This window comes from Teichococcus globiformis (assembly GCF_042646265.1).
GTDB classification, from domain to species: Bacteria; Pseudomonadota; Alphaproteobacteria; order Acetobacterales; family Acetobacteraceae; genus Pseudoroseomonas; species Pseudoroseomonas globiformis.
This window is the reverse complement of sequence record NZ_JBHRTN010000012.1, coordinates 46,177-66,722: the sequence shown is the minus strand read 5'-3', so window position 1 is coordinate 66,722 and position 20,546 is coordinate 46,177. Positions and strand designations below refer to the sequence as shown.

Below are 20,546 nucleotides of genomic sequence, written 5' to 3'. Positions count from 1 at the left end.
AACTGCTCCGCCGAAAAATTCCGCAGGTCCCGCGGCTCCACAACCCGGTCCAGCAACGGCGTCCTCAACTTCCTCTCGGACATCATGACCTCCGGGTGATGGTGCGCGGCAGGGCCGGTCAGCCTGGCTCTGGCATCAAGGCAAGGGGGCAGAGAGAGCGCAGCGGCCGGTCAGGAGTCAAGGCATCAAGTCCGAAGAGCTTCCCTCTTGCCCCTCAAGCACAAGGTTGCATCTGCATTCTTGGTGTTCGACAATAATGCTCACTTGCCCTCTTGCATCACGGGGATGTTCCAGCAGGATTGGCCGGCCTTCTTCCGTGGAACAGACAACCTTTTGGGGAACCTGTTGCCGATGCGCCGCCGGGTCCGCGGCATGGCAGCGGGCGCGTCCAGAACGGAAAGGCCTGGCCATGATGAAGGTCGTTCTTGCACAGCCACGAGGCTTCTGCGCGGGCGTGGTGCGTGCAATTGAAATCGTGGAGCGATCGCTCGAGCAATTCGGTCCACCGGTCTATGTTCGTCACGAAATCGTGCATAACCAGCATGTCGTGGAGAAGCTGAAGAAGCGGGGCGCGGTCTTCGTCGAGGAGCTGAACGAGGTCCCGGATGGTGCTGTCACTATCTTCAGCGCCCATGGCGTTCCGAGCTCCGTGGTTGAGGAAGCTGGACGGCGCGGCCTACCGGTTCTGGATGCCACCTGCCCCCTGGTCGCCAAGGTTCATATCCACGGCCGCCGCTACATGGCGCAGGGAAGAAGCCTGATCCTCATCGGCCATTCCGGCCACCCGGAGGTTGAGGGAACGATCGGCCAGATGCCTGGCCCGGTCCATCTTGTGGCGACATCGGCCGATGTCGCCGCGCTTGACCTGCCGTCTGACCTTCCCTTGGCGTATGTGACACAGACAACCCTGAGCGTTGATGACACTCGATCTGTGATCGCCGCCTTGAAGGCTCGCTTCAGCGATCTCCAGGGTCCGGAAACCGACAGCATCTGTTACGCGACCCAGCATCGCCAGAAGGCGGTGCGGGATCTGTGCCAGATGGTCGACTTGCTTCTGGTGGTCGGAGCTCGCAACAGTTCCAACTCCAACCGCCTGCGGGAGATCGGCACCGAATGCGGCCTGCCCAGCCACCTCGTCGCCGATGGCAGCGAGATCGATCCGGCCTGGCTCGTCGGGGTGCAACGCCTGGGCTTGACGGCGGGGGCCTCGGCGCCCGAGGAGAAGGTCCTGGATGTGATCGAGGCCTTGCGCCGCCACGCTTCGGTGGAGGTGACGGCCATGGACGGCATCCGCGAAGAGGTTGAATTCCGCCTGCCCGCCGAGCTACGCCGGGGGGAAGCCCGGGCCGTCGCGCCCATGACATCGCCTGGCCAAGCCGTTTTGCGGGCGGGCCGGTAAAGGAGCAGCACCCTTGGGAATCCCTCTGCGGCAAGCCGCCCGGATCGGAACCTATCTGGTCCGCCAGAAGCTTTCGGGGCGCAAGCGCTACCCCCTCGTGCTGATGCTGGAGCCCTTGTTCCGCTGCAACCTGGCCTGTGCGGGCTGCGGCAAGATCGACTATCCGAACGAGATCCTGAACCAGCGCCTGTCCTATGACGAATGCATGGAGGCGATCGACGAATGCGGCGCCCCCGTCGTCTCGATCGCCGGCGGCGAGCCGCTGCTGCACAAGGAGATGCCGGAAATCGTCAAGGGCTACCTGGCGCGGGGCAAGTTCGTCATCCTCTGCACCAACGCCCTGCTGCTGGCCAAGAAGATCGACGATTACACGCCGAACGAGGCCTTCACCTGGTCCATCCACCTGGATGGCAACGAGGCGATGCACGACAAGTCGGTCTGCCAGACGGGCGTGTACGAGAAGGCGGTCGAGGCCATCCGCCTCGCCAAGTCCAAGGGCTTCCAGGTCAGCATCAACTGCACCCTGTTCAACGACGCGGATCCGGCGCAGACGGCGGCCTTCTTCGACGAGATGAAGGAACTAGGGCTGAACGGCATCACCGTCTCGCCCGGCTATGCCTATGAGCGCGCGCCGGATCAGCAGCACTTCCTGAACCGCACCAAGACCAAGGAGCTGTTCCGCGGCATCCTGGCGCGCGGCAGGGGCGGCAAGGCCTGGCCCTTCACGCAGTCCCGCATGTTTCTGAACTTTCTGGCCGGGAACGAGGCCTACAAGTGCACGCCCTGGGGCAACCCGACCCGCACCGTGTTCGGCTGGCAGAAGCCCTGCTACCTGTTGGGCGAAGGCTATGCCAAGACTTTTCGGGAACTGATGGACGACACCGAGTGGGACAAGTACGGCGTCGGACATTACGAGAAATGTGCCGACTGCATGGTCCATTCGGGCTTCGAGGCCTCGGCGGTGGATGACATGATCCGCCACCCGATCAAGGCGCTGGGAGTTGCCATCCGTGGCGTCCGCACGGACGGTGCCATGGCCCAGGATATTCCGCTGGACAATCAGCGCCCGGCCGATTTCGTGTTCTCTCGCCATGTGGAAACCAAGCTGGCAGAAATCCGCACTGCCAAGCATGGATCGAACTCACACAAGCCCCGCATCACCCGCACCGGCGGGACCGGCAAGCCCGGGCCCGAGCCGATGGTGGCCGCGGAGTAACTCGCGGAAGGCACGTTCGGCGTGCCAGCCGGTGCGGATCAGCGCCGGCAACTGCCGTGGATCCCGGGCCAGGCTGCGCAGAACGGCAGCCAGGTCCATGCCGCCATCGCGGCGCATCCCCGCTTCGGCGGCAGGCGGCAGGTCATGGCCCGCATCATCCGAAACCACCCGCGCCACGGCAAAGGGCAGATCGTGACGGAGTGCCACCCGCGCTGCGACATGGGATTCCATGTCCACGCCCAGGGCTCCGGTTGCCTGGTGCAGGGCAGCCTTCCCGGCGGCATCAGTCAGCATCCCGTCCTGCCCGACCTGCATGCCCTGCGCCGCGCCCGGCAGCGCCTCCATCAGCCGGGACGCCCAGGGGCCATCCACCGCGTGGCGTTCATCCCCATCCAGCACCGCCTCCGCCACCACCCAGTCCCCGGGGCGCAGCCGCGGCGACAGCGCCCCACAAAGGCCGATGCTGATGATCCCGTCAGCCTCTCTTGCCCAGCGATCCAGCAGCGCCAACAGCCGCGCGGGATCACCGCCACCGGCCAGAGGCCGGATGCCCTGTCCTGCCAGGATACGGCCCTCCCGTAGCAGCCCGGTGGCGGCGAGGATCACATCCCCAGATCCACGCGCCCGGAATTTCCGAGCCTCAGGTTTCGGTACCTTGCCAGTGCCCAGAGAGGAAAGAACTTCGGATAGCCGTGGTAGCGGAGATAGAAGATCCGCGGAAAGCCGCCACCGGTGTAGGCTTCCTGCTCCCAGAGCCCGTCCTCGGCCTGGTGCTCGCGCAGCCAGGCGATGCCACGGGCCACGGCCGGATGATCCACCTCCCCGGCCGCCATCAACCCCAGCAATGCCCAGGCGGTCTGCGAGGCGGTGGAGGGTGCCGCCTCGTAGCCCCTGTAGTCCAGCTTGTAGCTGGCGCAATCTTCGCCCCAGCCGCCATCGGCATTCTGGATTCCGATCAACCAGTCGGCCCCGCGGCGGACGCTGGGACGACTACCGTCGAAAGCAGCCGCGTTCAGCGCACAGAGCGCCGACCACGTCCCGTAGATGTAGTTGATCCCCCACCGGCCGAACCAGCTTCCATCCGCCTCCTGCTCCCGCTCGAGGTAGTCGATGGCACGCCGCATGCGCGGGCTGTCGGTTTCGCCGAGTTGGGCCAGCATGCTGACGCAGCGGGCGCTGACATCGGCGGTGGGCGGGTCCAGCAGCGCCCCATGGTCCGAGAAGGGAATGTTGTTCAGGAAGTGGTGCGTGTTGTCGGCATCGAAGGCGCCCCAGCCGCCATTCGCGCTCTGCAATCCCGCCACCCATTCCGCACCGCGCGATACGGCTTCGTCATACTCCCTGCCGGCATCGCCCCGGTTGCGGGCACGGTCCATCGCCATCACCACCACGGCCGTGTCGTCGAGATCAGGATAATGGGCGTTGTTGTACTGGAATGCCCACCCGCCGGGGCGCACATCGGGACGCAGCTCGGCCCAGTCGCCCCGCACTTCCAGCTCCTGGCGCGGCTTCAACCAATCAAGGCCACGCCGCGCCGCCTCGTCGTCATCCCCCAGCGCCTCCATCATGGCGTGGCTGGCCAGCGCCGTGTCCCACACCGGCGAGACGCAGGGCTGGCAATAGGCCTCGTCCTCCTTCACCACCAGCAGCTTCTCGATGGAACGGCGCGCAATGGCGCGGCCCGGATGCCCCGGCCCGAAGCCCAGAGCGTCAAACATCATCACGCTGTTGGCCATGGCGGGGTAGATGGCACCCAGCCCGTCCTCACCGTTCAGCCGCTCGGTGACGAAGTCGACACAGCGCTGGATGGCGCGCCCCCGCTGGCCGCGCGGCCAGGCAGGCTCGGCCTTCTGCAACACGAAATCCAACCCGTTGAAGAACACCCACCAGCCGCGATGCTGATGCGTACGCATCAGCCCCTTGCGCGCGCCGGGACGGAACAGCTCCGCAATGGTGACGCCGCGCGGATTCCGCGCCGGTTTCCGCAGTGCCTGCAGCACCAGGAGCGGAACCACCACCGTGCGCGCCCAGTACGACATCTTGGAAAGATGCACCGGAAACCAGCGCGGCAGCAGGATCATCTCCACCGGCATGGCCGGCACGCGCGACCACGGGATCTGCCCGAACTGCGCCAGCAGGATGCGGGTGAAGACGTTGCTGCGATCCGCCCCGCCGACGGCCAGAATGGCGTCCCGTGCGCGGACCATGTGCGGTGCATCGGGGCTGTCGCCGATCATCTTCAGCGCGAAATAGGCCTTCACCGATGCGCTGATGTCGAAGGCGCCGCCCTGGAACAGGGGCCAGCCACCATGCGTGCCCTGGATGCGACGCAGATAGCGACCGATTCGCGCTTCCAGTTCCGGGTCATCCGGCTCGGCCAAGTATTGCCGCAGCAGGATGTACTCGGCCGGAATGGTGGCATCGGCCTCAAGCTCGAAAATCCAGTGCCCGTCGGGCTGCTGGTGGCGGCGCAACGCCTCGGCGGCGCGGGCTATGTCGCGGTCGAGACCGCCTTCTCCTTCGGCCTGCCAGGAAGCGTCCGGCGCATGGAGAGAGACTGCGGAAAGGGACACGTCATTCATCGCGCCAACGTCTCTGCACCCATTAGCCCCTTCAGAGCAAGCTCCGCTGCCGCTTCACCCGAACGCAAGGCGCCCTCAATGGTCGCGGGCAGGCCGGTCGCCACCCAGTCTCCGGCCAGCCACAGATTACCGAGCCCCGTTGCCGGGCCAGGGCGGCGCGCCTCCTGTTCCGGCGTGGCGGCGAAGGTGGCACGCTTTTCCCGCACGATCCGGCAGGGGGGCGGGTCGTTGCCGCACGGCAGCCGCAGCGCCGCCGCCGCATCCCGCCACAGCCGGGCCACCAGCGCGTCCTGGGGCTGCTCCAGCAGCGCATCGGCGGCGCTGGTGGTGGTGGACACCCGATCGGGAAAAGCGAAGACCCATTCAGCCGTTCCGCCAACAAGCCCTGTGACCGGCGCGGCACCCGGTGGCGGCACGGTGGCGAAATGCGCGTTGACGATGGCGTGGAAGCGATTCGGCACGGAAAGGCCGGGCAACAGTTCCGCCGCTGTCCAGGGCGGCACGGCCAGCACCACCCGGTCTTCCGGCGCCAACGCCTCCTCTCCATCGGCGAAGCCCAGGGCGCGGACGCGGCCGGCTTCCATCGCCAACTGGCGCAATCGGCGGCCGAGGCGGATCTCCTCCCCCATTCGTCGCAAATGCCCGAGCGCGGGCGCCACAAACGCCGCCTCCAGATCCGGCACCGCCACCAGGGGGCGGCTGGCTGCGCCGCCCCGCGCCAGGCTCTCGCGCAGCACCGCACCGGCCAGGACGGCGGAACCCTGCTCCGGCGGAGTGTTCAGCATGGACACCAGCACCGGCTGCAGCAGCCGTTCCCACAGCACGCCGCGGGATGGCAGGATGGCGTCGATGCGCTGCGCCGAACGGGCCCGCAGTAGCCGTGCCAGGGCCATGTAGTCCCGTATGCGGGTTCCCGGAACGCGGCGGCCCGGCGCCAGCACCCACCAGGGCAGCGGCCCGCCATTGGGCCTAAGTGTCCAACGGGTCCCGTCGCGAAGATCCAGAAACGGGAACATCGCCTCGCCCGGTCCTGCAAGCCGGTCCTCGGCGCCGATGGCGGCCATGTAACGGGCTACCGCCCGGTTGCCCGAGAGCACCAAGTGGTTGCCATTGTCGATGGTCAGGCCGAGCTGTGCATCGTGGTAGGAACGGCAGCGGCCGCCAGCCTGCGGCGCCGCTTCGGACAGAACAACACGCAGACCACGCCCGGCCAGCGCCACCGCCGCGGACAGCCCCGCCAACCCGGCACCAACCACATGGATGCGCGGCATGGCGCTCATTTCCGGCCCGGCACCGCCGCGGCGCAGCGTGCCACAAGCCAGAGCAGGCGCGGCTTGCCGATACGCACCCGGCGCCGTGGCGGCGCCCAGCCTGCCGCCCACATGTCGCGCAGCAGGGCGTGGTACACCGCGCCCATCAGGCGTGGCGCGAACAGGCGCCCTCGCGGTCGGTTCCGCAACAGCTCCGCCGCTGCGAAGAAATGCGCCTCCGCCTGGGTGGCGAGCTGCCGTGCCACGGCATCAATGCGGGGATCGGCCACCGCCACCTCCGGCTCCTCCGTCGCGATGCCTACCGCCAGGAGGGCTTCCCGCGGCATGTAAAGCCGGCCGATCGCCGCATCCTCGTCCAGGTCGCGCAGAATGTTGGTCAACTGCAAGGCGCGGCCCAGGTGATGCGCCAGGGCCTCGCCGGGCGCGGCTTCCATGCCGAAGACGCGGGTGGACAGGCGGCCCACGGCGCTTGCCACCCGGTCGCAGTAAAGATCGAGCGTGGCGCAGTCCGGCGCACGGATATCAGCCGCGACATCCATGGCCATCCCGTCGATCACCGCCATGAAATCGGCCTGCAGCAGCCCAAAATCGCGCACTGCCCCCGCCAGGAAGCCTGCCTGCCCCGCGGGGTGGCCCGCATACAAGGCGGCAAGATCGGCACGCCACCGGTCCAGCGCCTCGGCGCGCACCGGGCGGGACCGGGTGCCGTCATCGGCGATGTCGTCCACCAGCCGGCAGAAAGCGTAGATGGCGAACATGGCCGCCCTTTCGCGCTTCGGCATCAGCCGCATGGCGGCATAGAACGAACTGCCCGAAACCTGCGCCTCCATCGCAGAAAGGTCGGCTCTGCCCGTTTGCGCGCTCATGCTTGGCGCCTTCCCAGCCAGCCCAGCGCCACACTCGCACCCCCACGCAGGCCGAGGCCGAGCGCTTCCAGCTTGTGATGATGCACACGCTCGGAGAGCGGATCGCGCCGGGTCAGTCGCGCCGCCAGATCCTCGGCCAGGGCCTGGATGACGCCAACCTCCAGCGCCAGACGCCGGTCCGCGATTTCGGCGGCAAAGCCGCGCGACTGCGCCAGCAGCTCCTGGCATCGCCGGGCGAGATCGGCGATCACCGCACGCAGGGCGGGGGAGGCGGTAGCGGCACCGAGGGACTCCACCGGCTCGGCCCCCATCCGGTCCAGCGGCAGATAGACCCTGTCCAGGGTCCGGTAGTCCTTGCCGCAATCCTGCAGGTGGTTGATCACCTGCAAAGCGGCGCAAAGTGCGTCATTGGCCGGCCAAAGCGCCCTGCCCTCGCCGTGCAGATCAAGCACGAAGCGCCCGACCGGCGCGGCGGAGTAGCGGCAGTAATCCATCAGCTCCGCCCAGTTCGCGTAGCGTCGCTGGGTCACATCACGGCGGAAGGCGACCAGCAGGTCACGCGCATGCCGGTCAGGCAGGCCGCGCAACGCCAGCGCACGGGCCAGCGCCGCGCCCTCCGGACCGGAGGCTTCATCGCCATCAAGCCCCGCCTCCATGGCGTCCAACCATGCCAGCTTTTCCCCCGGGGACGCGGTGGCGTGGTCCGCCACATCATCCGCCGCACGGGCGAAGCGGTAAAATGCCAGAATGGCCGGCCGCAGCTCCGCCCGCACCAGATGCGAGGCAACGGGGAAATTCTCGTCCCGGTGCCCCTTGCCCGAGGTCATCTCGGCGGCGGCGCTCATGCCCGCCCTGCCATGGCCTGGAAGCGCCCCTTCCACATGCCGCCACGTCCGCGCCAGACCTGCCAGGCCGATTGCAGGGTGAACAGGCCGTAGGCAGCGCCGATGGCGGGCAGCGCCAACCCCCAGAGCGGGGAAACGCGGTAGAAGCGCAGCATGGGCTGGAAGGCCACGGCCATGGCGGCCCAGGCTGCAGCGCCCAGCCAGGCTGCCCAGCCTTCCACCAGCAGAGCCAGCAGTGGCGGCGCCAGATAGGCGAGCCCCATCCCCAACAGCGTGCCGGCGAGCAGCAGCGGTGAGTAGCCAAGTTGCGCGTACGCGGAGCGGGCGATCATCCGGCCGATGTCTGCCACGCTGTTGTAGGGCCTCAGGCTGCGGGCCCGCCGTGTCAGACCTAGCCAGACGGGTCCCTGCCGCTTCAAGGCACGGCCAAGAGCACAATCGTCGATGATCTCGCCCCGGATGGCGGCAATGCCGCCCGCGGCTTCCAACGCGTTTCGTCGTACCAGCATGCACCCTCCGGCCGCGGCCGCGGTGCGGGCGGAGCGGTCCGCCACCCAGGCGAAGGGGTAGAGCATCTGAAAGAAGAACACGAAGGCGGGGATCAGGAAGCGCTCGGCTCGGTTGCCGCAGCAGAGCAACGCCATCAGAGAAGTCATGGCGAGCCCACCCTGCTCGGCACGAGCGACAAGGGCGCGCAGATTGTCGGGCGCGTGATGAATGTCGGCATCGGTCAGCAGCAGGTAGTCGGGCTTGGCCTCGGCGGCAACGGCGATGCCCTGATGCTGTGCCCAGATCTTACCGGTCCAGCCGGAAGGCAGGGGAGCACCGGCAAGAATGTCGAGCCGCGTCGCCGCGCCCCTCGCCTCTGCTTCCAGTCGCGCCGCACGTGCCGTGCCATCGCTGCTGCCGTCATCCACCAGGATGACCCGAAACGAGCCCGGGTAATCCTGCCCGAGAAGGCTGCCCACCGAGCGGGCGATCATATCCGCCTCGTCCCGTGCCGGCACCACGGCAACCACGGAGGGCCAGCACGCCGGCGGTGGCGGCGAAACCTCATCGCGCTCGCGCACCAGCCAGAAGAGGCCGCGCCCCATCAGAAGATACAGCCACGAGGCGAGTGCCATCAGGCCAAGACAAAGGGGAACGCTCACGCCAGATATCCTGCCTGGCGGAACCACCCTAGCGCGTCTGCCAGGCCTTTTTGCCAGGGTTGGGGCCGGTAGCCAAGGTCCCGTGCCGCCTTGGAATGGTCGAAGAACATGCGGTGGCGCGACATGCGCAGCCCATCCAGCGTCAGCAGCGGTTCACGTCCGGTGATCCGCGCCACAACCTCTGCACCCACGGCCAGCGGGTAGAGCGGCGCACGAGGCAGGTTGATGCGCGGCGCCGCACGCCCTGTGGCGGCAGCAATCGCCCCCAACAGATCCCTCAGCGACAGGTTCTCGCCGCCCAGGATGTAGCGCTCGCCGATCCGGCCGTGTTCGAAGGCCAGCAGATGACCCTCGGCAATGTCGTCCACATGGCCGAAATTCAGCCCTGTATCCACAAAGGCCGGGATCTTGCCGCGCGCCGCATCCAGGATGAGGCGGCCGGTCGGCGTCGGGCGGATGTCGCCCGGGCCGATCGGGGTGGAAGGGTTGACGATCACCGCCGGCAGCCCCTCGTCCCGGACCATCGTTTCCACGGCGCGCTCGGCCAAGGTCTTGCTGCGCTTGTAAACGCCGATCACCTCCTCGGGCCGCGCCGCCGCCGTCTCGTCCACGGGCGCGCCGGCACCGGCGACCTTCAGGGTGGCCACGCTGGACGTATAGACGATGCGCTCTACCCTGGCCTCCAGCGCAGCGCGCATCAGTGCTTCCGTGCCACCCACGTTGACCCGCAGCATGGCGGACGGGTCGGGCGCCCAAAGGCGATAGTCGGCTGCGACGTGGAACAGCGCGCGGATGCCCGTCAGGGCGGTACCGAGGCTCGCCGGATCGGTCAAGTCGCCGGTCGCCACCTCATGGTCAATTCCGGCGAGATTACCGGTTGGGCTTCGCGGCCGCATGAGAACCCGTACGCGCAGGCCGCGCCGGTTCAGCGCCCGCGCCACGGCGGAGCCCAGAAAGCCGGAGGCACCGGTGACCAGCACCGGTGCCGATGCGGCAAGGCTGTGGGTCATGAAGGGCGCGATTCGCCGCCGGGTGCGCCGATGGTGCTTCGAGTTTCAGCCATCATGGCGCCTCATCCTCCCGGTCTGACGGCCGCGGACCCCATTCCGGACGGCATTGCCTGCCATGATCCTTGTGAACGGTTACCGCGCAGGGCTGCCAAAGGACTTACAGGAGGGAAGTTTGGCGCGCAAACAGCAGTGCTTCAGAAGCAGCCCCGCCGCCGCAAAGATCAAAATTGCAACATCTTCCCGAATTCGACGCATAATCGCAGGATCTTGCGGCTGTCGCATCGCCCGGACACACCGAAAGCGTGCCAAACACTCCCCATCTCCAATCCCTGCCGACACACGCTTAACCGTTTCTGAAGGCAGATCATGAAGGCTTCCCAGGCTGATCCTGCGGGAAAACATTGCCATGAGACTGATCCTGATTTTGACGCCCCTTCTGTTGACGGCTTGCGACACCCCTCACCCGGCCCCACCCGACAGCCCGACCAGCGGTGCGGGTGCGCTGACCCGCACCATGGAGGTCCGTACGGCCCTCGGCACGCGGCAAACTCTGCAAGTGGGCTGCACGGTCCAGAAGGGCTGCTGAAACCCCTGGCCACGCGGTCATGACGAAGGCGAACGACTGGCGGCGCGGCATCACGCTTGGCGCCGCCGTCAAGCCACACCTACACTCCGTCCTGTCCCGACGCAGCCCGCTCAGAAGCGCTGCGCGGCGCGAAGCAGGAGGAATGTTCATGTCCATGGACCGACGGTCCCTGTTCCAGGCCTCGGCCGGGCTGGCGATGCTGAGCCTGCCCGGCCTTTCCCGCCCCGCCTCGGCTGGCGCCCCCTTCCGCAACGATGTACCGCCGGCGTGGTACCGCTTCCGACATGGCGAGTTCGAAGCCACGGTGGTCTCCGATGGCCGCCTGCCTCTGGGCCAGCCTGAACCTGCCTTTCCGGCCTCGCCGCCCGCCGAAATCAAGGCCCTGTTGAACAGCAACTTCCTGCCGCCCGACTCGGCGACGCTGGAGCAGAACGTCCTGGTCATCAACACCGGGCGCCAGCTCGTCCTGTTCGACACCGGCATGGGCGACAGCATGGGCGCGGATGGCCGCATGTTCGGCCCCGGCACCGGCCGCATGCTGGCCAATCTGCGCCGGGCGGGGATCGAGCCGGAGCAGATCGACCTTGTGGTCCTCAGCCACGCGCATTGCGACCATTGCTGGGCACTGGTCAACGAGGCCGGCGAGCGCAACTTCCCCAACGCGCAGGTCGCGATCAGCGAGGCCGATCTGCGGTACTGGACCGACAGCAACAACAAGCGCGGCCCGGCCTTCATGACCAGCTTCATCGACGGAGCCACCAAGAACCTCGCACCGTATCGCGACCGGATGGTGATGGTGCGCGACGGAGCGGAGGTGGTGCCGGGCATCACGGCGATCGCAGCCCCGGGACACACGGTGGGCCATACCTGCTACGCCATCACCTCGGATGGCCGCACCTTGGTCTACACCGCCGACCTGGCGCACCACCATGTCCTGCTGCTGCAACGGCCGGCCTGGGAATTCTCCTTCGACACCGATCCCAAGCAGTCGGCGCAGACACGAAGCCGGATGCTGCAGCGCCTCGTGTCCGACCGGCACTCCGTGCTGTCCTACCATTTCCCGTGGCCCGGCCTGGGCCATGTGGTGGCTGCCGGCGAGGCCTATGCGTGGCTGCCCGAACCGATGGACCTGACGGCCCGCAGCTGAGCACGGCTCCGGCGCAACCCGATAGACAGCCGGAACCAGCTAGAGCACAGTTCCATGCGTCCCCGCCGCCTCGACGCGGCGGGGAAAAGAACGAGCACAGGGAGAACGGGGATGGTTGCCGAGGTCTTGCCGCCAAAGGGTGGCGCGGAATCCACTCATGCGATCACCCGCCGCGCCGCGTTGCTTGGCGCCGCCGCCGGCAGCCTCGTCCTCGCCGGGCGCCCCGCCCAGGCGCAGACCGCCAGGCCGGCGGAGATCAAGGTCGGCATCGCCACCTTCCTGTCCGGTCCTTCCAGCGTTTTCGGCGTGCCCGGCCGGCAAGCGGCCGAGATGCTGTTCGAGGAGCTGAACGAGGCGGGTGGCATCGGCGGCGTCAAGGCGCGCCCCATCTTTGTCGATGAAGGCCCCGGCGTGGACCACTTTGTCGGCGAGTACCGGCGACTGGTGCAGAGCGAGAACGTTCAGCTGATCTTCGCCGGCATCTCCTCCGCCGACTGCCTGGCCTGCGCGCCCCTCTCGGACGAGATGAAGCGGCCAACGCTGCTGTGGGATTGCGGCACGCAACGCATCTTCGAGGATGGCAAGTACGAGTACGCCTTCCGCACCCAGGCCAATGCGACGCCCGAAGTGCTCTCGGCCCTGCTCTACCTGCTGAAGGCGAAGCCGGATCTCCGCTCCCTCGCGGTGGTGAACCAGGATTATGCCTGGGGGCGGGATTCGTGGGACATCTTCCGCACCGGCCTGCAGGCACTGAAGCCGGGCGTGCGCGTCGCGGCCGAGCTGTTCCCGCGCTTCGGCGCCACGGATTTCTCCACTGAAATCACACGCCTGCTGGCACTGCGGCCCGATGTGATCTTCTCCACACTGTGGGGCGGCGACCTTGACGCGTTTATCCGCCAGTCCGCCGATCGCCGCCTGTTCGAGCGCAGCACCTTTGTGCTGCCGCTGGCGGAATCCTCGCTGGAGCGCGTCGGGAAGTCCCTGCCGAACGGGCACATCATCGGCGCCCGCGGCGACCACTGGTTCCTGCATCCCAGCCCGCGCGACGCCGCCCTTCTGTCCCGCTTCACGGAAAACTACCGGAAGCGGTTCAACGCCTATCCCATCTACTCGACGCACCACATGGCGCAGGCCGTCTATGCCATGAAGGCCGGGTACGAGAAGGCGATGGCGGCAAAGGGCGGCGGCTGGCCCACCGATGCCGAGCTGGCAGCGGCCTTCCGGGGTTTGGAGTTCCCTTCCCTCACCTCCTCGGTCCGCATCCGGGAAGATGGACAGGGGCTGGAGAACCAGATCATCGGCACCAGCCTGCACACGGACAAGTACCCCTTCGCCGTGATGACCGACATGGTCGTGTTCCCGGCGGAGACGGTGACCACCCCCGTTGGACAGAAGAGCCTGGACTGGCTGAAGACACTGAAGCCCGAGATCATCCAGTCCCTGCCGCAACCCGTCGCCTACAAGCCCTGAGATGGGGACCTGGTTCTCGGAGAACGGCCTGCTGCTCGGCCTCGCCGCGCTGGACGGATTGTCCTACGCGGCGGCGGTGTTCATGGTGGCGGTGGGGCTGAACCTCGTCTTCGGCGTGCTGCGCATCCTCAACATCGCGCATGGCAGCCTTTACGCCATAGGCGGCTACTCGGCGGCGTCCCTTGGCCTGTTCCTGACGGCACAGGGACTGCCGGCCTGGCTGTCGCTGCCGGCGCTGGTGGTGGCGGCCGCGTTGGTGGGCGTGCTGCTCGGCCCGCTTATCGAGCGGCTGCTGCTGCGACGGGTCGAGGGGCAGGAGCCGGTGCTGCAGTTGCTCGTGACCTTCGCGCTGTTCATGGTGCTGGAGGATCTGCAGAAGCTGGTCTGGGGCGTGCAGCCGGTGGTGTCGGACACGCCGGTCCGGCTGCTGGGCAATGTGGACATTCCCTTCGGCGCCGACGTTATCCCCTTCACCGCCTACCAGCTTTTCGTGCTGCCGGGCATTGCGCTTCTGACCCTGGTGGGGCTGGCCTGGTTCCTGCGCCGGACGCTGGCCGGGCGCATGATCGTCGCCGTCACCGAGGATCGCGAGGCTGCCCGCGCCATGGGCATCGACGCCGCCAAGGTGACCATGCTGTGCTTCACGGCCGGGGCCGCGCTGGCTGCGCTGGGCGGCGCACTGGCCTCGCCCACCGCCTCGCTGGTGCCGGGAGTGGGCGCGCAGACCATCGTGCTCTCCTTTGCCGTGGTGGCGACGGCCGGGCTCGGCCGGGTGGAGGGCGCGGCGGTGACCGCGCTGCTGATCGGCCTCGGCCGCTCCTTCGCCGTGTATTTCGAGCCGGAGCTGGAGGTGGTGGTGCCCTACATCATCATGGTGCTGGTGCTGCTGATCCGTCCCCAAGGCCTGTTCGGCACCACGGAGACCCGTCGCATATGAGCCGCCGCTCCGAGATCATCCTCGCCCTGCTGGCAGCGACCCTGGTGCTGGTGGTGGGCTGGGCCGTGCCCTGGCTGCGCTTCGTCATGACCATCGCGCTGGCCAAGGGGCTGGCGGTGCTCGGCATCCTCCTGCTGCTGCGCGCCGGCCAGGTCAGCTTCGGCCATGCCATGTTCCTGGCCTTCGCCGCCTACATCGTCGCCTTTGGCGCCTCGGTGATCCCCGAGGCGCTGATCCTTCTGCCACTCGCGGCCCTGGGCACGGCGCTGCTCGGGCTGGTGATCGGCGCCTTTGTGGTCCGATACCGCGAGATCTTCTTCGGCATGCTGAACCTGGCCCTGTCCATGGTCTTCTTTTCCTTGCTGGAGAAGTTCTACTCCATCACCCACGGTACGGACGGCATCCGCCTGCCGCCCACCACCTTTGCCGGGCTGACCCTGTCGAACGAGGCTCAGGGCTGGGCCATGCTGATGACGGCGCTGGTGCTGTCGCTGGGCTTTGGCCTCCTTGTGCGAACTTACCTGGCATCGCCGATGGGACAGGCGCTTTCCGCCATCAAGACGCGGGAAACGCGTCTGGAGTTCATGGGCATTTCCGGTCGCCGCGTGCTGCTGGCCGCCTATGTGCTCTCCGCCCTCATGGCAGGCGCGGGCGGCGCGGTGCTGGCGATGACCACGCGCCACGTCACACCGGCCCTGTCCTACTGGACTGCCTCGGGCGAGCTGGTCTTCATCGCCATCCTGGGCGGCGCGGGTGCGGTCTTCGGGCCCTTCCTCGGCGCCGTGGCCTACGAGCTGACGCGGGTTTATGCCGCCGCGCTGGTGGCTGGCGCCTGGCAGATGATTCTGGGCACGGTGCTGCTGCTGGTGATCCTGTTCGCGCCGGGCGGGCTGTGGGGCATCGGGCGCGCCTTGCTGGCGCGGCGGAGGGCGGCATGACCGTGCTGCTTTCCGCCCGCGGGCTGAAGATCGCCTTTGGCGGGCTGAAGGCCGCCGATGGCATCGACCTCGACGTGATGCAGGGGGAGTTCCTGGCCATCATCGGCCCCAACGGCGCCGGCAAGACCACCTTCATCAACATGACCACTGGCTACCTGCGGCCGCAGGCCGGCAGCATCACCTATGATGGCCGGCCGATCCTGGGCATGAAGCCGCGTCGCATCGTGAAGGAAGGCATCGCGCGCTCCTTCCAGCTGCCGCAGCTCTTCACCGAACACACCGTGCTGGAGAACGCGGCGCTGGCCATCGCTGCGCGCGACGGGCCGTGGTCCCCCCTGGCGCCGCTGCTGCGCGGCGGCATCCGGGCGGAGGCCGAGGAACTTCTGGACCGCTTCGGCCTGCTCCCCCTTGCTGGCCGCCGCGCCGACGCGCTGAACGAGGGCGCGCGCAAGCTCGCCGACATCGCCATGGCTGTGGCACTGCGACCCCGCCTGCTGCTGATGGACGAGCCGACCAGCGGCGTCGCCTCCTCCGAGAAAATGGCGGTGGTGGAAACCCTGGCGCGGGTGCTGCGCCAATCGAAGGTGACGGCGGTGTTCGTGGAGCACGACATGGACGTGGTGGCCCGCTTCGCCGACCGCGTCGCGGTGTGGGGTCAGGGCCGCATCATGGCCCTTGGCCCGCCCGACGAAGTGCTCAACGATCCGGCCGTGCGGCGCGACGTCATCGGCATCATCCCGGCGGAGGACGGCCATGCTGCGGCTTGACGGAGTATCGGTCGAGATCGCCGGAGCGCCGGTGCTGCGGCGAGTGTCCATGGCCGTGCCGCCGGGCGGGCGGGTTGCGCTCATCGGCCGCAACGGCGCGGGCAAGACCACCACGCTGCGGACGCTGATGGGGCTGCTGACGCCAAGTGCCGGCGACGTGATGCTGGATGGCAGGTCCGGCACGGGACTGCCGGCGCATCGTCGCGCCGGGCTTGGCATCGGCTATGCCCCGGAGGAGCGCAAGCTGTTCGGGGCCTTCACCGTGCGGGAGAACATGCTGCTGCCCGCCCAGGTGCTGGGGTTGCCCCCGGCCGAGATCACGCGTCGCCTGGATGCGATCTACGAGCTCTTGCCGGAGCTGCGCGACTTCGCTCCGCGGCGTGCTGCCGGGCTCTCGGGCGGCCAGGGCAAGATGGTGGCATTGGGCCGCGCATTGATGGTGGGCACCCGCGCCGTGCTGCTGGACGAGCCGTTCCAGGGCCTCGCGCCGGCCCTGGCGCAGCGCTATGCGGAGGCGCTGGGCCGTTTGCGCACGGCCCTGCCCGATGTCGCCATCCTGATCACCGAGAGCAGCCCGGCCCTGCTGCGATCCCTGGTGGACCAGACCTTTGTGATCGAGCGCGGCGAGATCGCCGCCCAGGCCGCCACAGCCTGAAGGGCCGCTCGCCGCCCTGCGGCGGGCGCACATAGAACGCGGCTTGGCGATCAAGGGTGTTGCGCAGCCTCTGGCAGGCTGCCCCGCTTGTCACCGTCGCCGCGCTCGTCTAGGCAGGCTTGCCGGTTTCCGAAAGGAACTAACAGGGAATCCGATGCGGACCGCAAGGCCGCGAAACGGAACTGCCCCCGCAACTGTAGGCGGCGAGCCCTGTCCGAACACGCCACTGGGAGCGATCCCGGGAAGGCCGGACAGGGTGGTGACCCGCCAGTCAGGAGACCTGCCGGCATGTGCAACTGACCAGCCGGCGGGGTGTCCGGGGAGGATCCGATGATTGATGTGCAATGCCCTTCAGGGCCATTGCTGGCGGCTGCCGCCGGCGCGAACCGTCCTTGCCGGCCTCGGGCGGCCTGTGGGGCATCCATGGCAAGGGCGGCCAGGGGCCTGCCGCTGTTGCTGGCCATGGCCCTCGGCTTGGCGGCACCAGAGGCCCGGGCCGAGCCCACGCCCTACCCGCTTTCCATCGAGAATTGCGGCCAGACGCTGCGCTTCGACGCGGCACCGCGCGATGCCGTCACCATCGGCCAGTCCGCGACCGAGATCCTCTACGCGCTGGGCGTGGGCGACCGGATGGCCGGCACGGCGCTGTGGTTCAACGACGTGCTGCCGGAGTTCCGCGCGCAGAACGACAGGGTTCCGCGCCTCGACAACAACGCGCCGAGTTATGAGTCCGTCATCAACAAGCGGCCTGGCCTGGTGGCCACCCAGTTCGAGTGGATGATCGGCGCCCAGGGCGTGGTTGGCACGCGCGAGCAGTTCCACGAGCTGGGCGTGCCCACCTACATCATGCCCGCCGATTGCGAGGGCAAGAACAACCTTGTCGGAGCCGACGGCACCCGGACGGCGCCCTTCACCACCGAAGCGATCTACAAGGGCATCGGCCAGCTTGCCCAGATCTTCAACCGACAGGATCGGGGCGCGGCGCTGGTGGCCGATCTGCGCGAGCGCGAGGCGGCAGCGGCGTTGAAGGCTGAAGCGCTGAAGTTGACAGACGCATCGGCGGCCTTCTGGTTTTCCTCGGCCGACCTCGACCTCGATCCCTACATGGCCGGGCAGAAGGGCATCCCCGGCTACATGATGCGTACGCTGGGTCTGCGCAACGTGGTGCAATCGGACGAGGAATGGCCGACCGTGGGATGGGAAACCATCGCACGCGCCGATCCGTCCGTCCTGGTCATCGCCCGCATGGATCGCCGCCGCTTCCCTGCCGATGACTACGAGAAGAAGTTGGAGTTCCTGCGCTCCGACCCGGTGACAAAGGAGATGGAGGCGGTGAAGAACAACCGCATCGTCATCATCGACGCGCATGCCATGCAGGCCACCATCCGCCTGGTGGGCGGGCTGGAGGCGCTGACCGACGCCATGGCCAAGCTGCCGCGGTGAGCGGGGCGCTCGCGCGGCTGCTTGGCCGGGCGGCACTGCATGCCGGGTGGATCGTGGTGGTGCTGGCCGCGGCGATCCTGGGCGGGGTGTGCATCGGGGAAACGGCCATCCCGCCCGCCACCGTGCTCCAGACCCTGGCCAACCGGCTGTTCGGCGCCGGCTACCCTCTGGACCGCATCGATGCCGGCATTGTCTGGAACTATCGGCTGACGCGCGCCATCGTCGCCGCCTGCTGCGGCGCAGGGCTGGCGGTTGCCGGCGTCATCCTCCAGGCGCTGCTGCGCAACGCCCTGGCCGATCCGTATCTGCTCGGGATTTCGGCTGGCGCTTCCACCGGCGCGGTGTTGGTGACAGTGGCAGGAGTTGGCGCGGGCGCCATTTCGCTCTCCTCCGGCGCCTTCGCCGGCGCCCTTGCGGCCTTTCTGCTGGTGGCGCTGCTGGCGCGTGCCTCGGGCGGCGGGACCGGCGCACGCGGCACCGGACAGATCGTGCTGGCCGGCATTGCCGGGTCGCAGCTCTTCAACGCGTTGACAGCCTTCATCATCACCCGTTCGGCCAGCGCCGAGCAAGCGCGTGGCATCATGTTCTGGCTGCTCGGCAATCTCAGCGGCGCACGCTGGGACAGCGTTCTCAGCGCGGTGCCCGTCGCCCTGGCCGTGACGCTGGTCTGCCTCTGGCACGCCCGCGCGCTGGACGCCTTCACCTTCGGTGCCGATTCCGCAACTGCCCTCGGCGTGCCGGTGCGCCGGGTGCAGGCGCTGCTGATCCTCTGCGCCTCGCTGGCCACTGCGGTGATGGTCAGCATCGTCGGCTCCATCGGCTTTGTCGGCCTGGTGGTGCCGCATGCCGCGCGCTTCATTGTCGGCGTGCGGCACGTGCGGCTGGTGCCAGCGGCGGCGCTTATGGGGGCGATCTTCCTGATCGCCGCCGACGTGATCTCGCGCATCGCCGTGCAGGGTCAGGTGCTGCCGATCGGCGTGGTCACCGCGCTGGTGGGCGCGCCCGTCTTCGCGCTGATCCTGTTGCGCGCGAGGCCGGCACGATGAGCCAGGGGGCAATGACGCTGGGCGCCAGCGGGCTCCGCTGGTCGGCGCGCGGCACGCCGATCCTGCACGATGTCGGGCTGGAGATCGCGTCCGGCGAGACCTTCGGCCTGATCGGTCCCAACGGCTCCGGCAAGTCGACGCTGATGCGGCTGCTGGCGGGTGTGCTGAAGCCGCAAGGCGGAGAGGTCCGGCTGGATGGCAGGCCTGTGGCACGGATGACCCGGCGCGAGGTGGCGCAGCGCCTCGCCTTGGTGGAGCAGCAGGCTGCCACGGCCGAGCGCATCACGGCGCGCGACGCTGTGGAGCTGGGACGCACGCCCTGGCTCTCGGCGCTACGCCCCTGGTCAACGGAGGATGACGCCATTGTCGCTGGGTCCCTGGAGGCGGTGGACATGGCCGGCTTCGCGGAACGCGACTGGGCCACGCTCTCGGGTGGCGAGCGGCAGCGCGTGCACATCGCGCGTGCCTTGGCGCAGCGCCCCGGCATCCTCCTGCTGGACGAGCCAACCAACCACCTCGACATCCACCACCAGCTCTCGATCCTGCGTTTCGTCGCGGCGCTGCCGGTAACGACGGTGTTGGCCTTGCATGACCTGAACCAGGCGATGAGCTGTGACCGGCTCGGCGTGCTGCATCAAGGACGGCTGGTGGCGCTGGGCCGTCCGCCGGAGGTGCTGACCCCGGAACTGCTGCGCGACGTGTTCAAGGTGCGCGCCACCTTTCTCACCGATCCCGGCGATGACGCGCGGATCATCCGCTTCCACGCCGCATCCTGAAGGACCGAACCATGCGCTTCCTGATCCTGCCGCTGCTTTTGCTGGCGGGCACCGCCCAGGCCGAGGTTTACGAGGTGAAGATGCTGAACCGTAACGCAAGCGGCGGCATGGTCTACGAGCCCGACTTCCTGCGGCTGCAGCCGGGCGACAGCGTGAAGTTCCTGGCCACCCATGTGACGCACAATGCCGCCTCGATGCCGGAAATACTGCCGGCCGGTGCCCTGCCGTTCAAGGGCCGCATCGACCAGGAAATCGAGGTGCGCTTCACCGAGCCCGGCCTCTACGGCATCAAGTGCATTCCGCACTATGCCATGGGCATGGTGATGCTGGTGCAGGTGGGCGACGGTGAGGTGGCGGCCGACGCCATTCCGGACGGCCTGCCGCCGCGGGTAAGGCAACGCATCGCCGAGATCGCTGCCCGCGTGGCCGGCGATTAGTCCG

General features: G+C 68.1%; 20 protein-coding genes and 1 riboswitch. Of the genes, 13 read left to right on the top strand and 7 right to left on the bottom strand.

The features are described 5' to 3' along the window. The first annotated feature begins 412 nt into the window (after positions 1-412). Together ispH and hpnH are read left to right on the top strand one after the other, a co-directional pair. Positions 413-1,399, top strand: coding sequence for a 4-hydroxy-3-methylbut-2-enyl diphosphate reductase (ispH, locus tag ACFOD4_RS13435; protein WP_379597173.1), 987 nt, complete (start codon positions 413-415; stop codon positions 1,397-1,399). 13 nt (positions 1,400-1,412) lie between these two features. Further along, a complete protein-coding gene (gene hpnH, locus ACFOD4_RS13430) occupies positions 1,413-2,615 on the top strand; it encodes an adenosyl-hopene transferase HpnH (protein ID WP_379597171.1) in 1,203 nt (400 codons plus the stop codon). On the opposite strand, the gene ACFOD4_RS13425 is transcribed toward hpnH, so the two are convergent. Genes ACFOD4_RS13425 through hpnA form a run of 7 tightly spaced genes read right to left on the bottom strand, consistent with a single transcriptional unit; the run spans position 2,541 to position 10,340 of the window. Next, positions 2,541-3,221 (bottom strand): phosphorylase family protein, encoded by a 681-nt coding sequence (locus tag ACFOD4_RS13425; protein ID WP_379597169.1) that lies wholly within the window; start codon positions 3,219-3,221, stop codon positions 2,541-2,543. The genes hpnH and ACFOD4_RS13425 overlap by 75 nt on opposite strands. Next, entirely contained in the window at positions 3,218-5,197 is a 1,980-nt protein-coding gene (gene shc / locus ACFOD4_RS13420; RefSeq protein WP_379597168.1) for a squalene--hopene cyclase, read from the bottom strand. Before shc ends, ACFOD4_RS13425 begins: the two co-directional genes overlap by 4 nt. Beyond that, positions 5,194-6,468 (bottom strand): hydroxysqualene dehydroxylase HpnE, encoded by a 1,275-nt coding sequence (gene hpnE, locus ACFOD4_RS13415; protein ID WP_379597167.1) that lies wholly within the window; start codon positions 6,466-6,468, stop codon positions 5,194-5,196. The genes shc and hpnE overlap by 4 nt, the downstream gene beginning before the upstream one ends. Positions 6,469-6,473: 5 nt before the next feature. After that, positions 6,474-7,334, bottom strand: coding sequence for a presqualene diphosphate synthase HpnD (gene hpnD, locus ACFOD4_RS13410; RefSeq protein WP_379597165.1), 861 nt, complete (start codon positions 7,332-7,334; stop codon positions 6,474-6,476). Next, a complete protein-coding gene (gene hpnC / locus ACFOD4_RS13405) occupies positions 7,331-8,179 on the bottom strand; it encodes a squalene synthase HpnC (RefSeq protein ID WP_379597163.1) in 849 nt (282 codons plus the stop codon). The genes hpnD and hpnC overlap by 4 nt, the downstream gene beginning before the upstream one ends. Next, positions 8,176-9,330, bottom strand: a complete 1,155-nt coding sequence (locus ACFOD4_RS13400) for a glycosyltransferase (RefSeq protein ID WP_379597162.1) — start codon at positions 9,328-9,330, stop codon at positions 8,176-8,178. Before ACFOD4_RS13400 ends, hpnC begins: the two co-directional genes overlap by 4 nt. Then, complete coding sequence (gene hpnA, locus ACFOD4_RS13395) at positions 9,327-10,340, bottom strand: hopanoid-associated sugar epimerase (protein ID WP_379597160.1); 1,014 nt, start codon at positions 10,338-10,340, stop codon at positions 9,327-9,329. Before hpnA ends, ACFOD4_RS13400 begins: the two co-directional genes overlap by 4 nt. 406 nt (positions 10,341-10,746) lie before the next feature. Here hpnA and ACFOD4_RS13390 point away from each other — a divergent pair, with 406 nt between their 5' ends. From ACFOD4_RS13390 to ACFOD4_RS13340, 11 genes are all read left to right on the top strand, one after another. Then, complete coding sequence (locus ACFOD4_RS13390) at positions 10,747-10,926, top strand: hypothetical protein (RefSeq protein ID WP_379597158.1); 180 nt, start codon at positions 10,747-10,749, stop codon at positions 10,924-10,926. 154 nt (positions 10,927-11,080) lie between these two features. Continuing rightward, a complete protein-coding gene (locus ACFOD4_RS13385; RefSeq protein WP_379597156.1) occupies positions 11,081-12,073 on the top strand; it encodes an MBL fold metallo-hydrolase in 993 nt (330 codons plus the stop codon). A gap of 111 nt (positions 12,074-12,184) precedes the next feature. Further along, a complete protein-coding gene (locus ACFOD4_RS13380; RefSeq protein WP_379597154.1) occupies positions 12,185-13,543 on the top strand; it encodes an ABC transporter substrate-binding protein in 1,359 nt (452 codons plus the stop codon). 1 nt (position 13,544) lies between these two features. Beyond that, entirely contained in the window at positions 13,545-14,480 is a 936-nt protein-coding gene (locus ACFOD4_RS13375) for a branched-chain amino acid ABC transporter permease (RefSeq protein WP_379597152.1), read from the top strand. After that, the gene (locus ACFOD4_RS13370) at positions 14,477-15,418 is read left to right on the top strand and encodes a branched-chain amino acid ABC transporter permease (protein WP_379597150.1); all 942 of its coding nucleotides are present in this window, start codon (positions 14,477-14,479) and stop codon (positions 15,416-15,418) included. The genes ACFOD4_RS13375 and ACFOD4_RS13370 overlap by 4 nt, the downstream gene beginning before the upstream one ends. Continuing rightward, positions 15,415-16,185 carry an ABC transporter ATP-binding protein gene (locus ACFOD4_RS13365; protein ID WP_379597148.1) on the top strand — a complete coding sequence of 257 codons (771 nt, stop codon included), beginning with the start codon at positions 15,415-15,417 and terminating at the stop codon, positions 16,183-16,185. Before ACFOD4_RS13370 ends, ACFOD4_RS13365 begins: the two co-directional genes overlap by 4 nt. After that, entirely contained in the window at positions 16,172-16,840 is a 669-nt protein-coding gene (locus ACFOD4_RS13360) for an ABC transporter ATP-binding protein (protein WP_379597146.1), read from the top strand. Before ACFOD4_RS13365 ends, ACFOD4_RS13360 begins: the two co-directional genes overlap by 14 nt. Before the next feature lie 106 nt (positions 16,841-16,946). Further along, a riboswitch (cobalamin riboswitch) is annotated at positions 16,947-17,142 on the top strand. Between the two features lie 121 nt (positions 17,143-17,263). Then, complete coding sequence (locus ACFOD4_RS13355) at positions 17,264-18,283, top strand: ABC transporter substrate-binding protein (protein ID WP_379597145.1); 1,020 nt, start codon at positions 17,264-17,266, stop codon at positions 18,281-18,283. After that, positions 18,280-19,329: a FecCD family ABC transporter permease gene (locus tag ACFOD4_RS13350; protein ID WP_379597143.1), complete on the top strand. Its 1,050-nt coding sequence runs from the start codon at positions 18,280-18,282 to the stop codon at positions 19,327-19,329. Before ACFOD4_RS13355 ends, ACFOD4_RS13350 begins: the two co-directional genes overlap by 4 nt. Further along, the gene (locus tag ACFOD4_RS13345; RefSeq protein ID WP_379597142.1) at positions 19,326-20,105 is read left to right on the top strand and encodes an ABC transporter ATP-binding protein; all 780 of its coding nucleotides are present in this window, start codon (positions 19,326-19,328) and stop codon (positions 20,103-20,105) included. Before ACFOD4_RS13350 ends, ACFOD4_RS13345 begins: the two co-directional genes overlap by 4 nt. Before the next feature lie 11 nt (positions 20,106-20,116). Further along, positions 20,117-20,542, top strand: coding sequence for a pseudoazurin (locus ACFOD4_RS13340; RefSeq protein ID WP_379597140.1), 426 nt, complete (start codon positions 20,117-20,119; stop codon positions 20,540-20,542). Positions 20,543-20,546 lie beyond the last annotated feature (4 nt).

Coding starts and splice junctions, on each gene's coding strand:
- ACFOD4_RS13390 (WP_379597158.1), top strand. CDS start 10,747: ATGAGACTGATCCTGATTTTGACGCCCCTTCTGTTGACGGCTTGCGAC.
- ACFOD4_RS13385 (WP_379597156.1), top strand. CDS start 11,081: ATGGACCGACGGTCCCTGTTCCAGGCCTCGGCCGGGCTGGCGATGCTG.
- ispH (WP_379597173.1), top strand. CDS start 413: ATGAAGGTCGTTCTTGCACAGCCACGAGGCTTCTGCGCGGGCGTGGTG.
- shc (WP_379597168.1), bottom strand. CDS start 5,197: ATGAATGACGTGTCCCTTTCCGCAGTCTCTCTCCATGCGCCGGACGCT.
- ACFOD4_RS13380 (WP_379597154.1), top strand. CDS start 12,185: ATGGTTGCCGAGGTCTTGCCGCCAAAGGGTGGCGCGGAATCCACTCAT.
- ACFOD4_RS13345 (WP_379597142.1), top strand. CDS start 19,326: ATGAGCCAGGGGGCAATGACGCTGGGCGCCAGCGGGCTCCGCTGGTCG.
- ACFOD4_RS13360 (WP_379597146.1), top strand. CDS start 16,172: ATGCTGCGGCTTGACGGAGTATCGGTCGAGATCGCCGGAGCGCCGGTG.
- hpnC (WP_379597163.1), bottom strand. CDS start 8,179: ATGAGCGCCGCCGCCGAGATGACCTCGGGCAAGGGGCACCGGGACGAG.
- ACFOD4_RS13375 (WP_379597152.1), top strand. CDS start 13,545: ATGGGGACCTGGTTCTCGGAGAACGGCCTGCTGCTCGGCCTCGCCGCG.
- hpnE (WP_379597167.1), bottom strand. CDS start 6,468: ATGCCGCGCATCCATGTGGTTGGTGCCGGGTTGGCGGGGCTGTCCGCG.
- ACFOD4_RS13340 (WP_379597140.1), top strand. CDS start 20,117: ATGCGCTTCCTGATCCTGCCGCTGCTTTTGCTGGCGGGCACCGCCCAG.
- ACFOD4_RS13370 (WP_379597150.1), top strand. CDS start 14,477: ATGAGCCGCCGCTCCGAGATCATCCTCGCCCTGCTGGCAGCGACCCTG.
- ACFOD4_RS13355 (WP_379597145.1), top strand. CDS start 17,264: ATGGCAAGGGCGGCCAGGGGCCTGCCGCTGTTGCTGGCCATGGCCCTC.
- hpnA (WP_379597160.1), bottom strand. CDS start 10,340: ATGACCCACAGCCTTGCCGCATCGGCACCGGTGCTGGTCACCGGTGCC.
- hpnD (WP_379597165.1), bottom strand. CDS start 7,334: ATGAGCGCGCAAACGGGCAGAGCCGACCTTTCTGCGATGGAGGCGCAG.
- ACFOD4_RS13365 (WP_379597148.1), top strand. CDS start 15,415: ATGACCGTGCTGCTTTCCGCCCGCGGGCTGAAGATCGCCTTTGGCGGG.